The 12401-nt window shown below is 68.5% G+C and carries 15 protein-coding genes; 14 read left to right on the top strand and 1 reads right to left on the bottom strand.

The window, feature by feature from the left end; genetic code table 11:
* Positions 1-159 precede the first annotated feature (159 nt).
* From fliE to HOP12_15740, 7 genes are read left to right on the top strand one after another with little or no spacing between them, the layout of a single operon-like run.
* A complete protein-coding gene (fliE, locus tag HOP12_15770; protein NOT35603.1) occupies positions 160-438 on the top strand; it encodes a flagellar hook-basal body complex protein FliE in 279 nt (92 codons plus the stop codon).
* A gap of 10 nt (positions 439-448) precedes the next feature.
* Positions 449-1927 (top strand): flagellar M-ring protein FliF, encoded by a 1479-nt coding sequence (gene fliF, locus HOP12_15765; protein ID NOT35602.1) that lies wholly within the window; start codon positions 449-451, stop codon positions 1925-1927.
* Complete coding sequence (gene fliG, locus HOP12_15760; protein NOT35601.1) at positions 1924-2958, top strand: flagellar motor switch protein FliG; 1035 nt, start codon at positions 1924-1926, stop codon at positions 2956-2958. The genes fliF and fliG overlap by 4 nt, the downstream gene beginning before the upstream one ends.
* Positions 2942-3571 carry a hypothetical protein gene (locus tag HOP12_15755; protein ID NOT35600.1) on the top strand — a complete coding sequence of 210 codons (630 nt, stop codon included), beginning with the start codon at positions 2942-2944 and terminating at the stop codon, positions 3569-3571. The genes fliG and HOP12_15755 overlap by 17 nt, the downstream gene beginning before the upstream one ends.
* A complete protein-coding gene (locus HOP12_15750; GenBank protein ID NOT35599.1) occupies positions 3564-4925 on the top strand; it encodes a FliI/YscN family ATPase in 1362 nt (453 codons plus the stop codon). Before HOP12_15755 ends, HOP12_15750 begins: the two co-directional genes overlap by 8 nt.
* Positions 4922-5389, top strand: a complete 468-nt coding sequence (fliJ, locus tag HOP12_15745; GenBank protein ID NOT35598.1) for a flagellar export protein FliJ — start codon at positions 4922-4924, stop codon at positions 5387-5389. The genes HOP12_15750 and fliJ overlap by 4 nt, the downstream gene beginning before the upstream one ends.
* Entirely contained in the window at positions 5386-5982 is a 597-nt protein-coding gene (locus HOP12_15740; protein NOT35597.1) for a hypothetical protein, read from the top strand. The genes fliJ and HOP12_15740 overlap by 4 nt, the downstream gene beginning before the upstream one ends.
* A 115-nt stretch (positions 5983-6097) precedes the next feature.
* On the opposite strand, the gene HOP12_15735 is transcribed toward HOP12_15740, so the two are convergent.
* The gene (locus HOP12_15735; GenBank protein ID NOT35596.1) at positions 6098-6265 is read right to left on the bottom strand and encodes a hypothetical protein; all 168 of its coding nucleotides are present in this window, start codon (positions 6263-6265) and stop codon (positions 6098-6100) included.
* A gap of 889 nt (positions 6266-7154) precedes the next feature.
* Between HOP12_15735 and HOP12_15730 the strand changes: the two genes are divergently transcribed.
* The 7 genes from HOP12_15730 to HOP12_15700 form a co-directional block, all read left to right on the top strand.
* Positions 7155-7655 (top strand): hypothetical protein, encoded by a 501-nt coding sequence (locus tag HOP12_15730; protein NOT35595.1) that lies wholly within the window; start codon positions 7155-7157, stop codon positions 7653-7655.
* Position 7656: 1 nt separating this feature from the next.
* Positions 7657-8349: a hypothetical protein gene (locus tag HOP12_15725; protein ID NOT35594.1), complete on the top strand. Its 693-nt coding sequence runs from the start codon at positions 7657-7659 to the stop codon at positions 8347-8349.
* Positions 8350-8433: 84 nt separating this feature from the next.
* Positions 8434-9687 (top strand): flagellar hook protein FlgE, encoded by a 1254-nt coding sequence (locus HOP12_15720; protein ID NOT35593.1) that lies wholly within the window; start codon positions 8434-8436, stop codon positions 9685-9687.
* A 427-nt stretch (positions 9688-10114) separates the two neighbouring features.
* A complete protein-coding gene (locus HOP12_15715) occupies positions 10115-10726 on the top strand; it encodes a flagellar basal body-associated FliL family protein (protein NOT35592.1) in 612 nt (203 codons plus the stop codon).
* A 9-nt stretch (positions 10727-10735) separates the two neighbouring features.
* Positions 10736-11713, top strand: a complete 978-nt coding sequence (locus HOP12_15710; protein ID NOT35591.1) for a flagellar motor switch protein FliM — start codon at positions 10736-10738, stop codon at positions 11711-11713.
* Positions 11710-12012 carry a flagellar motor switch protein FliN gene (gene fliN / locus HOP12_15705; protein NOT35590.1) on the top strand — a complete coding sequence of 101 codons (303 nt, stop codon included), beginning with the start codon at positions 11710-11712 and terminating at the stop codon, positions 12010-12012. Before HOP12_15710 ends, fliN begins: the two co-directional genes overlap by 4 nt.
* On the top strand, positions 12009-12401 hold a 393-nt coding region (locus HOP12_15700; protein NOT35589.1), incomplete at its 3' end, for a flagellar biosynthetic protein FliO. The genes fliN and HOP12_15700, both read left to right, overlap by 4 nt.

Below are 12401 nucleotides of genomic sequence, written 5' to 3'. Positions count from 1 at the left end.
CCGACGAGGAACGCGCATTCTTCGACTCGATGGCGCGGCTCGGGCCGCTCACCTACCAGCCCGGCGCGGAACCGGCGTCCGCCGCGACGCTGCCGACCGGTCGCCGGCTCGACGTGCGGGGCTGACGCCATGACCACTCCGATCCGGCTCGATCGCACCATGGTCAACGTGCTCGAACAGGCGGAACGAAGCCTCGGCAAGGGGCCGTCCGATGCTTCGGGACCGTCGTTCGCCGACGTGTTCAAGCGCACGTTGAGCGACACCTCCGAGATGCAGACCAATGCCGAGTCGCTGATCGGCGCGTTCCTGCGCGGCGAACCGGTCGAGCTGCACCAGGTGATGGCGGCCAGCGAGGAAGCCTCGATCTCGCTGGAGCTGCTGGTGGAGATCCGCAACAAACTCACCGACGCATACCGAACCATCATGAACGTCCAGTAGGCGAGATCCCATGGCTTCGATCGTCTCGAACGAAAACGCGAATGGTCTGCAGTCGCTGCTCAGCGGGCGGCGACTGCCGATGCTGCTCGCCGCGGCGGCGGCGGTCGCGATCATCTGGGTGGTCGCCAACTGGGCGACCGCGCCGAACTACGTCACGCTCTATCGCGATCTCGAGCTGGCCGAAGCCGCACAGCTCGGCGATCACCTCGAGAAGGCGGGTATCGCGCACCGGCTCGAAGGCGGTGGCACCGAGGTTCAGGTCGCGAGCGCCGAGATTGCGCGCGCGCGGGTGGCGCTGGCGAAGGACGGTCTGCCGATGTCCGGTCGACCGGGCCTCGAACTGTTCGACAAGCCGACCTGGGGCATGACCGAGTTCGCACAGCGCGTCACGTTTCAGCGCGCGCTCGAGGGCGAACTCGCTCGCACCATCAAGGGCCTGCGCGGGGTGAAGGACGCGCAGGTGCATCTGGTGCTCCCGGTGTCGAGCGCGCTGCGACGCCTCGAACGTCCGGCCACCGCCTCGGTGGTGCTGACGCTCGAGCCCAACAGCCAGCTTCCGCCCGAGACGGTTCAGGGCATCACGTATGTGGTCAGCAGCAGCGTCGAGCAGCTCACCAGCGACCACGTCGCGATCATGGACGACGCGGGTCGCGTGCTGTCGGCGCCGACCGTCGGCACCGGTTCGGCGGGGCTCACCACGCGCCAGCTCGAAGTGCAGCGTGCGGTCGAATCGAACGTCGTCACCAAGATCGAGGCACTGCTCGCGACTGTGGTCGGCGTGGGCCGCTCGCGCGCCGAGGTGTCGGCCGAATTGAGCTTCGATCAGGTCGACGAGACGGTCGAGACCTTCGACCCAGAGACCCAGGTGCTTCAGCAGGAGCAGCGCAGCGAAGCGCCCGCGGGCGCGACCGACCAGCCGAACGTGGTCAGCAACACGTATCAGAACTCGCGGCGCATCGAACGCAAGGAACGCTCGGTCGGAGACGTGCGCCGCCTGTCGGTTGCCGTGCTCGTCGATCAGGTGGCACTGCGCGAGGCCGCCACCAAGCAGGCAGGCCTGTCGATCGCCTCGATCGAGTCGATGGTTCGAAACGCCGCCGGCATCGACAGCGCGCGCGGCGATCGCCTCACGGTGCTCGAAGCGCCGTTCGGGAGCGTGCTGCCGCTCGACGTGGCCGCCGCCGGTTCCAAGGCACCGGGCGTCGACGTCATTCAGGTGGCGGAGCGTGTCAGCCGGCCGGTCGCCGGCATGGTCGCGATCCTCGCGCTGGTGCTGCTCGCGTTTCGCGCCTTCGGCTCGCTCGGAGCGCCCGCCCGCCGCGCCGCGGAACCCGCGCCGGCCGCGAGCGTGCCGCTCACGCTGCCGACGCTCACTCCGCCACCGGTGCTCTCGCCGTCGGCGCGTACAGAACCGAACTCCAACTCGAATGCGGATCGTGCCGATGACGCCGCGCTGGTGTTGCGTGCGTGGCTGGAGAATGAAGCGTGAGCGCCGCGACCCAGGGCCGCACGCCGGCGCTGACCGGACCGCAGAAGTGCGCGGTGATCTGCATGGCGCTCGGACCGCAGGTGGCTTCGCGCCTGCTCAAGCGCCTCGCACCCGATGAGGTTCAACAGGTGTCGTACGCGATCACGACCATGCCGTCGGTTCCGCAGGAAGTCGTCGACGCGGTGGTGACCGAGTTCCGTTCGCAGTCCAAGGCGGCCGACAGTCTGACGCGCGGCGGCATGCAGGTCGCGCACCGGCTGCTGAACGAAGCGTTCGGCGAGGCCAAGGCCAAGGTCATCCTCGAACAGGTTCCGGCAAGCGGCAACGAAACTCTGCGGCGCCTGCAACGTGCCGCACCCGAGGCGCTCGCCGCCGCGATGCGAACCGAGCATCCGCAGGTCGTCGCGGTGGTACTCGCGCATCTCGATCCGGTCGCCGCAGGTGCGCTGCTCGGGGCGCTGGCGCCGGAGCTGGCCGCCGACGCGGTGTTCCGCATGGCATCGCTCGATCGCGTCGATCCGGCGTTGCTGGCGGTGATCGAGTCGTCGCTCGGTGATCGGGTCGGCGTGACGCTCGCCGCCACCACCGAAGCACTCAACGGTCCCAAGGTCGCGGCGGCCATGCTCAATAGTTCGGTCAAGGCGGTCGAGCTGCGCGTGCTCGAGGGCGTGACCGAACGGGATAGCGCAGTCGCCGATTCGATTCGCGCCAAGATGTTCACGTTCGAAGACCTGCTGCGCATCGACAACAAGGGCATTCAGCGCATCCTGCGCGACGTCGATTCGCGTGAGCTGGCGACCGCACTCAAGGGTGCGAGTCCCGAGCTGCGCCAGCACGTCAAGTCGAACATGTCGGGGCGCGCCGCCGAAGCGCTCGACGAAGAAATCGAATTGCTCGGTGCGGTTCGCGTCAGTGACGTCGAAGCCGCGCACGCCCGCGTCATCGAAGTGGTACGAAGCCTCGAGGAGTCGAACGAGATCGTGATGCCGGCTCGCGGCGGCGCGGGAGGTGGCAATGACTTCGTCACCTGATCTGGCCACGCTGTGGTCGTTGCCGGACCTGATCGCACCGGGCGCCGGCACCGCGGTCGCGAGCGCAGGATGGGGGCTCGAGGAGCTGGGGATCTCGCTCGAGGCCGCGCCGCTCGACAAGGGGCCGGAGGCGAGCCTCGACTGGCGTTCCGGATTCGAGCGCGGGATCGAGGCGGGCCGCAGCGAAGCCGAGCAGTCGCTCGCTTCGCCGCTGCTGGTGCTGTCGCATCTCATCGACCGTCTCGACGAAGCCTATGCGGTGTGGGTGCGCGACCGGGAGCTGGATTCCTCGGCGCTCGCGCTGGTGGTGGCGCGACAGCTCACCCAGCACGAGTTCGCCGGGCACCCCGAACTGGTGGCGGGACTCGTGTCGCGGGCATTCGCGGAACTGCCGGGTGATGTCTCCGTGGTCGCGCGCATGCACCCCGAAGATCTGGAGGTCGTGCAGACCTCGCTGGTGCGCGAGAGCGGCGCCAGTGCTGCGATCGTCACCTGGAAGGCCGACGACACGCTGTCGCGCGGCGACGTGGTGCTCGAGACCCCCGCACGGCTGGTGGATGGCCGCGCCGACACCGTGCTGCGCCAACTCTACGAACGGATCGCCCATGCGTGAGACCGAGATGAACTGGCTCTCGCATGCACTCGAAGTGGTCGACACGAGTCCGCGTTTCGAGATCCGCGCGCGTGTGACGCGCGTGATCGGGCAGGTGATCGAGACCTCGAGCCTGCCCTCGGCGGTCGGCGAACTGTGCCGCATCGCGCACGACGACCGACACGGCATGCTGGCGCAGGTGGTCGGCTTCCACGAGCGCGGCGTGCTGCTGATGCCGCTCGGGGACACCGAAGGCGTGCGACCCGGCGCATGGGTCGTCCCGCTCGGCCGAGGCTTCTATGCGAACGTCGGCGAAGGGCTGGTCGGGCGGGTGCTCGACGGTCTTGGACGGCCGATCGAGGGTCGCCCGATCCAGGGGCCGCGCATCGAACGCTCGCTCCACTGCGCACCACCGCCGCCGCTCGAGCGCCCGCGCGTCACGCGGGCACTCGGCACCGGCGTGCGTGCGATCGACGGCTTGCTCACGCTGGGCCACGGCCAGCGCATCGGCATCATGGCCGGCAGCGGTGTTGGAAAAAGCGTGCTGCTCGGCATGATCGCGCGCCGCACCACCGCCGACGTCAACGTGATCGCGCTGCTGGGCGAGCGTGGTCGCGAAGTGCGCGAGTTCCTGGAGCGCGACCTGGGGCCCGAGGGCCTCGCGCGCTCGGTCGTGATCGTCGCGACCAGCGATCAGCCGGCCGTGGTGCGGGCGACCGGAGCGCTGGTCGCCACCGCGATCGCCGAGCACTTCCGCGATCAGGGGCGCGACGTGTTGCTCATGATGGACTCGGTCACGCGTGTCGCCATGGCGTGGCGCGAGATCGGACTCGCGGTCGGCGAACCGCCGACCACCAAGGGCTATCCACCCTCGACGTTCGCGGCGTTGCCGCGGCTGCTGGAGCGCGCCGGCACCTCGGAACGCGGCAGCATCACGGGGCTCTATACCGTGCTGGTCGAGGGCGACGACTTCAACGAACCGATCGCCGATGCCGCGCGCTCGATCCTGGACGGACACATCGTACTGACGAGGCGGCTGGCGAACTCCAAGCACTACCCCGCCATCGACGTGCTCGAGAGCGTGAGCCGCGTGCGCGACCAGGTGCTGGACCCGGCGACGCTCAACGCCACCAACACGGTGCTCAAGCTCGAAGCCGCCTACCGTGCGCACGAAGATCTGATCGCGGTCGGCGCCTACAAGGCCGGCGTCGATCCGACCGTGGATGCCGCGATCGCATTGCGCGGCGAGTGGCTCGACTTCCTCCAGCAGGCGCCCGAGGAGGGCACCGGGCTGGAAGAAATCTCGAGTCGCGTCCGCGCGCTGGCGCTCGCGGCCGGCAAGGCCGTCGGGCCGCGCGACGGAGGTGCGGCATGAAATTCCGATTCCCCCTCGACCGCCTGCTGCGACTGCGCGAACGCCTCGAACGCGAACGCGCGGCGTCACTCGGCGCGGCCCGGCGCGAGGAACAGCTTCGCGAGCACACCGCGCGCGAAGCCGCGGTGGCGAATGAACGCAGCCGCGATCAGCTCGGTGCCCGCCCTTCGCACGCCGTGGCGGCGGGATCGATTCAGAACATGCGGCTCGCCGTCGAGGCCGTGGCCATGGCGGCGCGCAACGCGCAGATCGATGTCGACAAGGCGCGCGAACACACTGCCGCTCAAGAGAGTCAGTGGAACGACGCGCGTCGCGACCGGCGCGTGATCGAGAAGTTGCGAGAGCGGCGACAGGGCGAACACGCCGTCGAAGCCTCGCGCGACGAACAGAAGGAACTGGATGCCATGGCGCAGAACCGACGCGGGCCGCAGCGCCACGCGCAGGATGAGGAGGGGAGCCGATGAAGCTCGTGATTTTCGGAGTGGCGGGGCTGGTGTTCGGGCTCGCCGCGGGAACCGGAGTCACCGTGATGCGAGCGCCCAAAGGCGGCGCGATTGCGGATTCGACTCACGTCGCGGCGGATTCGACCGCGGCGGCGCACGGCGCAGCCGGTGCAACGGCGGACGCTCAGGCGACCGGACATGGCGTGGCTGGCGCGAGCGGCGAAGCGCCGGCGTCGAGTGGTGTCACGGGAGCCAATGGTCTCGCGGAGCACGCGGCGGCACCGGTGCCGCTGGCCTGGACGCCCGGTAGCGCGCCCGGCGCAGACGCGACGGCACAGACCGCAGGACACGCTTCGAGCGTCGTGATCCAAACGCTCCACAACACCGAAGGGTATGCGCAGGTGGGACGCATTCTCGGCAAGATGAATCCCGACGACGCGGTGCGAATCCTGGGCTTTCTGAGCGACGATCACGTCGAAGGCGTGCTGCGCAGTCTCGGCGTGCGTCAGGCTGCGGTGATGATGGCGCAGCTTCCGCCCGAGCGCGCGGCCTCGATGAGCCGACGGCTGATCGCACGCCCTATCGAACCGCCCGCGGCGGTGACGCGCCCATGAACACGATCCTCGCGTTGTTCGCCGGATGGCGTGGCGAGAGCGGCGTGGCGGGCGAGGCACCCGCCGCCTCGAGTGCCGCAGCCGAGACCTTCGCCGCGACGCTCGCGGCACTGGCTCACGTCCGGCTCCCGACGACGTTGCCGAGCGAGTTGCCGAGCCCATTGCCGAGCCCATTGCCGGTGACCTCGCCGTGCGCTGCGACCGCGGAGAGCGATGGAGAGACTTCCGAGGCGGGTGAGGCCTCGACCGACGCCCCATCGATCCGGGTCGAATCGCTCGACACCGAAGTTCCGATCCTGCTGCCGACTCCCGCGACGACGCTTCTCGCATCGACGAAGGCGGAGCCAACGACGTCACCCGAGCAGGCCTCGCGCGCCGATTCGCGCGGCGCGCCGCCGCCGCAGAAGGCATCGCTGAACACGGTTCTGCGCCCGAGGCCGAGCGCGCAGAACGCGCCGAGCGCGCCGAGCGCGTCGAGCGAACCGACTGCGCCGACTGCGCCAACTGCGCCAACTGCGCCAACTGCACCGAGTTTGCCCAGCGCAAGAGCGATTGCCTCACGCGCTCCGATCGCCGAAGCACTGGCGGAGTCCATTCGTTCGAGCACGGGCGTCGAGCTACCCGAGGCCTTCGCACGGATTCGCATCGAATCGATCGAGGCGCTGGCAACGAGTCCCGAGGACACCCCGGCTGTCCCGGGGACCCCGATTCCGGATGTCGTGGACTTCGCAGCGCCACCGCGCACGGGGAATCGAGTGCCCCGCGAGGCGGCGGTGCGCGATCTCGAGACGAAGCCCCGGGCCTACGCGATTCGTGCCAAAGCCCCTGAGGCTCAGCTCCTGCCGCGACCCGCATTGCCGCAAGTCGAGCCGCCCCGCGCAAACACATCTTCTGCGGCGACCCCGCCGGTCGATGGCGAGGCGATCGCGCGCCTCGATGTGTCCACTCATCCGGCACCGCCGCGTGCACCGCTCGCGCCGCTGATGCGAGCGAGCGAGCCGCAAGCCTTGCCGGTCGTCGCGCCCAGGCCGGCGGAGTCACCGAAGGGGCAGAGTCCGGTGCGGTCGGAGCCACCGAAGCCGCCGGCCGCCGGGCAATCGCAATCCGAAGTCGAGTCCACACCGATCCGAAAGGCACCGATCGAAGCGGCCGTCGTGCCGCCGGCGCCCTCGATGGCTGTCGAGACGCCGCAGTTCGCAGCGACTTCGCCGCCGCCCGTCACCGATGCCGAAGCCCTGCGACCCGCGGATCCTCTGCACGTCGCACGGGCGATCGAGCGACTGCGCGATGCGAGCGGAATCGCTTCGCGCGTCGTACTGCCGTTCGACGATGGCGCGGGGATCGAAGGCAAAGTGCTGCTGGTCCAGCGCGGACAGGAACTGACCGCGACCGTGATCGCCTCGAACCCCGAGACCGCTCAACAGTTCGTGCGCCAGGTCGACGAACTGCGCCAGGCGCTGGTGGACCGCGGCTTCAACGATCCGCGCGTCGGTGTGATGGCCGCCGCGACGGTGAGTGACGGACGGGAGGCCGGCTCCCGAGGAAGCGATGCCGGCACCGGACGCAATGACTTCGGCCGTTCGCCGCGGTCACGCGACGAGCAGTCGACGTCGCAGAGGCAGGACCCGAACGCGCGCCGTCGCGAAACGCGACACGGCCGCAGAGAGGAATGACATGATCGCCAACTCGGTGAGTCGCAGTGTGCTCGCGAGCACCAGCGGTGGCGACAGCGGGTCGCTGTCGAACGCTGCCAGCCGCTCGAGTGCCATGGGACGCGACCAGTTCCTTCAAATGCTGGTCACGCAATTGAAGAATCAGGATCCGATGAGCCCGCTTCAGCCGCATGAATTCGCCGCACAGCTCGCGCAGTTCAGCACCGTCGAGCAGCTCCAGCAGATCGGCGACGGCCTGGTGGCGCAGACCACGGCGCTCGAGCTGAGCAACGTGATCGGCAAGACCACGCTGAGTGCCGCCATGCTGGGGCGTTCGGTGATCGCTCACGGCAATCAGCTCGAAGTGACGGCGAACTCGAGTCCGCCGATCAAGGTCGACATCGGAGGTGTCGGAGGCACCACCACGCTGATCGTGCGGGACTCGAAGGGCAAGGAAGTCGCGCGCCGGGAGTTCGGATCGATGCCGGGCGGCAGCCAGACGCTCGCATTGCCCGAGGGTCTGGTGCCCGGTGTCTACAAGTACGAGGTGCAGGTCAAGGACGGTGCTGGCAAGACGATTCCGGTCACGCCGTACGTCACCGGGACCGTCAGCGGAGTGAGCTTCCGCGACGGCAGCATCGTGCTGCGCATCGGCGGCATGGAAGTGGTGCTCGACGACGTGGCCGAGATTGGAACGCCGACCACGACGCCGTAATACGACCGTTCACTGAATGAAACCTCCGCCGAACGAATCGGCGGATCATGCTGCACTCGAGCCAGGGACAGGAGGAAACCCAACATGATGCGCGCACTGTTCGCGGGTGTGTCGGGCCTGCGAAACCACCAGATCCGGATGGACGTGATCGGTAACAACATCGCGAACGTCAACACCGTCGCCTTCAAGTCATCGCGGGCGAGCTTCAAGGAATCGTTCGTTCAGACGCTGCAGGGCGCTTCGCGTCCGAGCGCCACGCTGGGCGGTACCAACCCGATGCAGATCGGTACCGGCGTGAATCTCGGCAGCGTGGATCAGATCTTCACGCAGGGCAGCCTCGAGGCGACCGGCTCGCCGTTCGACTTCGGCATCCAGGGCGACAGCATGTTCGTTCTGCACAACGGGCAGCGTCGCGTGTACTCGCGCGCCGGCAACTTCAAGCTCGATGCCGACGGGCGCATGGTGCTGGGCAACACCGGCTTCCTGCTGCAGGGAATCAATGCCGACTCGCTCGGAAACTTCTCGACCGGTTCGGCGGTCGGTGACATCCAGTTGCGCCTGAGCGACCGGGCCGCCGCACAGCCGACCAGTGCACTCACGCTGGCGGGCAATCTCGACGCCGGTGCCGCGGTCGGTGCGACGCACACCATGACGGTCACCACCTACGACAGCGCGGGCGCTTCGCACGAAGTCTCGATCACGTTCACCAAGACCGCGGCCGCGACATGGGATTGGGCGGCTGCGTGCCCGACCGCGACGGTGGCTCCGGCCGGAACCGGCACGGTGTCGTTCGCCTCGAACGGCAGCCTGGCCGGTTTCACCTACCCGGGCGGTGGTGCAGGACTCACGCTGACCCCGACCACGGGTGGAGCGCCGTTCAACATGACGATCAACGCCGGCACGGTCGGTGGCATCGATGGACTCGCAGGTTTCGCGAATCCTTCGAACGCCGTCGTGAGCGGACAGAACGGCTACCCGTCGGGCGAGCTGCTCGACATCACCGTGGATCAGTTCGGCGTGATCTCGGGCTTCTTCTCGAACGGTGTGACGCGCAGCCTGGCGCAGATCGCGCTCGGCTCGTTCACGAATCCGTCAGGTCTGACACGTGCCGGAGACAACGCGTTCGAGGAGTCGTCGAACTCGGGCATCGCGATCGTGGGGTTCGCCGGGGTCACGAATGACTCGACGATCACCGCGGGAGCGCTCGAAGGGTCGAACGTGGACATCTCGCAGGAGTTCACGAACATGATCGTCACGCAGCGCGGCTTCCAGGCCAACGCCCGCGTCATCACGACCGCGGACGAGCTGCTGAACGAGCTGGTGAATCTGCGGCGGTAGTGAAGCGCTCGGCGCTTAGGCGCCGAGTGAGTCGAGGTGGCGCGCGCCCGGGGCGAAAGCTTCGGGCGCGTCGCCTTTAGAGCGAGGCTCGAGCCGGCCGTGAAGTCCGCTCGAGACTCCGGCGCTCATCCGGAACAATTCTCCGCCAGCGGTCCGATCTTCCAGTCGCCGGCCCTCTCGTCCGCAGGCACCCGGAACATTCGTCCGGACCTTCGTGCCGTGTCCGAGTCGCGAGTCGAGGCCGTGCTTGCCGTTCGCGAGCGAAGTTCCCTTTTCGCTTGTATCTGCCGCATCGCCGCAAGCACACCTCATCGCAGTCCGCACGTGCAGCTCCGTGGCACGCGCGTTGCGGTTGATCACTCCGAGGACGGGGCGCAGGACGCGCCTCGCATCACGGCGCCACGCGCGCTCACCACGGAGAGGTCGCATGAGCGGTCCCGCTGCTGAATCGAAGGGCGACGCTGCCAAGCCCGACGCTGCCAAGGGCGAGTCGGCGAAGGCGCCGGCCAAGCCCGGTCCGTCGCTCGTGATCCTGCTGGTGGTCACGCTGGTCGCGTTCGTCGTGGGCGGAGGCACCGGCGTGTTCGTGGTCGGACCGCGCCTGATTCCCGCGCCGGTCAAGCCGGCGGCTCACGCCGAGGGCGAAGAAGGCGACGAGGAAAGCGAAGACGAGGAGTCGACGCACGACTCGAAGGACAAGAAGGGCGCCCACGGCAAGGAAGGCGAGGGTCCCGAAAAGGGACCGGTCTTCAAGCTCGAGAACATCATTCTCAATCCCGCCGGGTCTCAGGGCTCGCGCTTCCTGCTGGTGTCGGTCGCGTTCGAATTCAAGGATCCCAAGGCCGAGGAGCGCTTCCGCGGCCACGATGTCGAGATCCGCGATCTGGTGATCGCACAGCTCGAGGCCCGCACGCTCGAGCAGCTCGCCCAGCCGGGTGCTCGCGATTCGCTCAAGCGTCTGATCTCCAATGCGGTCCAGCCGATCGCCGGCAAGAAGACCAGGTTCAAGGTCTATCTCCCGCAGTTCGTCATTCAGTAGGGGCGCGCCATGGCCGAGCGTCTGACTCAGCGTGACATCGATCGTTTGCTCCGGGGCGAGGGGCCCGGAGTGGGGCCGGTCTCGGAAGAGATCGCGCCCCTCGACTTCGCGAATCCGCCGCGCCTGTCGCGGGCGCGGCGGGCGCGAATCGATGCGGTCGCGGCCACCATTGCCGGCGGGCTCGCCGACTTTCTCACCCCGCGACTTCGCACCCGTGCCGAAGTCGTCACGAAGGCGGTCGAGATCCTGGGTTTCGCGGACGCGGCCGAAGCGCTCGGCAACCCGTGCGCAACGTTCGTGTTTTCGACCGGTGCTGCGCCGACCGATCGCGCACTGCTCGACTTCGATCCGCCACTGGCGCTCATAATGGTCGAGCGACTGTTCGGCGGCTCGGGAGACTCGCCGACCGAACTACGAGCGCTCACCGGGCTCGAAGAGGCGACGCTGTCGGGGCTCGTCGAACGCATCATCGATCGAATTCGCGACGCCTGGTCGGAGCTCGTCACGTTCGAAGTGCGGCTCGAACACTTCGAGCGCGATCCCGAACTGCTGCGCGCGCTGCGGCCCGACGCGCCCGCACTCGTCATGCATCTGGAAGTGAGTTTCGGCACGACGCGCGGATTCATGACGCTGGCGCTGCCGCTCGGTCGGCTCGAGTCCGCGCTGTCGGGCGTCGACCGCGACGCTCCGGTCCGCGATTCGCAGGCCGAGTTGCTCGCCCATGTGCGCGAGGCCCGTGTCGATCTGGTCGCACGCCTTCCGCTCACCCGAATTCCGGCTCGTCGCTTCGCCTCGCTGGCGATCGGCGACGTGCTCGAAACCTCGCTCGCTCCCGACACGCCGCTCGAACTGTGCGTGAACGGGCGGGCGCTCTATGAAGGCCTGGTCGGTCAGGTGCGGCAGCGATTCGCGCTCCGCATCGCCCGACCCATTTCGCGGACCGCGGGCGACGATCGTTCGCCGGCGTCCGAGAGGAGTCACTCGTGACCGCGGATTCCAATGCCACTGTCGTCGCCCCCCGCAGCGGCGCGGGTTCGCTCGATCTGCTGCTCGACGTCTCGCTGCCGATCATCATCGAAGTCGGCCGCGCGCGCTCGACGGTTCAGGAGGTGCTGCGCTTCGAGGTCGGATCGGTGGTGCCGCTCGATCGCCGCGTCGGCGAGCCGGTCGACGTCTACGTGAGCGACCGACGCGTCGCCGAGGGTGAAGTGGTGGTGGTGGGCGAGCGCCTCGGCGTGCGCATCACCGCGCTGGTCGCGCCGCAGGGCGAGGGAGAGACCCGATGATGGGTTCGTGGCTCGGCGTCGCCGGTGCACTGATCGCGGTCGCGGGAGCGATCGCGCTGCTGGCGCGCGGACTGCAGCGCATGCCCAGGCTCGGTGCCTCGAATCCCGAGATGCCGCTGGCGATCGTTCACCGCATCGCCATCGGACCGCGCCAGGGGATTGCGCTGCTGCGCGCCTTCGATCGCCTGATGGTCGTCTCGATCGCCGACAGCGGCACGCGCCTGATCGCCGAACTCGACGACCCGACGCTGCTCGCGCGCCTGCAGGCGACTCCGGCGCCGGCCGCCATGCTCGCGCAGAAGCTGCGCGAAGCGTTTTCGCGCGGCTCGCGCAGTGGAGCGGCGGTGCTGGTTGCAGGAGTCGCACTCACGCTGCCGCGAGCGTCAGCG

The sequence above is a fragment of the Candidatus Eisenbacteria bacterium genome (genome assembly GCA_013140805.1).
Lineage (GTDB): Bacteria > Eisenbacteria > RBG-16-71-46 > RBG-16-71-46 > RBG-16-71-46 > JABFRW01.
Note: the sequence above shows the minus strand (reverse complement) of the source record. Positions and strands in the feature narration are given on the sequence as shown.

What these genes read in the sequence shown, in the direction of transcription:
- fliE (NOT35603.1), top strand. Translation starts at nt 160, where the DNA reads ATGGTCAACGTGCTCGAACAGGCGGAACGAAGCCTCGGCAAGGGGCCG.
- HOP12_15720 (NOT35593.1), top strand. Translation starts at nt 8,434, where the DNA reads ATGATGCGCGCACTGTTCGCGGGTGTGTCGGGCCTGCGAAACCACCAG.
- HOP12_15750 (NOT35599.1), top strand. Translation starts at nt 3,564, where the DNA reads ATGCGTGAGACCGAGATGAACTGGCTCTCGCATGCACTCGAAGTGGTC.
- HOP12_15730 (NOT35595.1), top strand. Translation starts at nt 7,155, where the DNA reads ATGGCTGTCGAGACGCCGCAGTTCGCAGCGACTTCGCCGCCGCCCGTC.
- HOP12_15755 (NOT35600.1), top strand. Translation starts at nt 2,942, where the DNA reads ATGACTTCGTCACCTGATCTGGCCACGCTGTGGTCGTTGCCGGACCTG.
- HOP12_15740 (NOT35597.1), top strand. Translation starts at nt 5,386, where the DNA reads ATGAAGCTCGTGATTTTCGGAGTGGCGGGGCTGGTGTTCGGGCTCGCC.
- fliJ (NOT35598.1), top strand. Translation starts at nt 4,922, where the DNA reads ATGAAATTCCGATTCCCCCTCGACCGCCTGCTGCGACTGCGCGAACGC.
- fliF (NOT35602.1), top strand. Translation starts at nt 449, where the DNA reads ATGGCTTCGATCGTCTCGAACGAAAACGCGAATGGTCTGCAGTCGCTG.
- HOP12_15715 (NOT35592.1), top strand. Translation starts at nt 10,115, where the DNA reads ATGAGCGGTCCCGCTGCTGAATCGAAGGGCGACGCTGCCAAGCCCGAC.
- HOP12_15710 (NOT35591.1), top strand. Translation starts at nt 10,736, where the DNA reads ATGGCCGAGCGTCTGACTCAGCGTGACATCGATCGTTTGCTCCGGGGC.
- HOP12_15725 (NOT35594.1), top strand. Translation starts at nt 7,657, where the DNA reads ATGATCGCCAACTCGGTGAGTCGCAGTGTGCTCGCGAGCACCAGCGGT.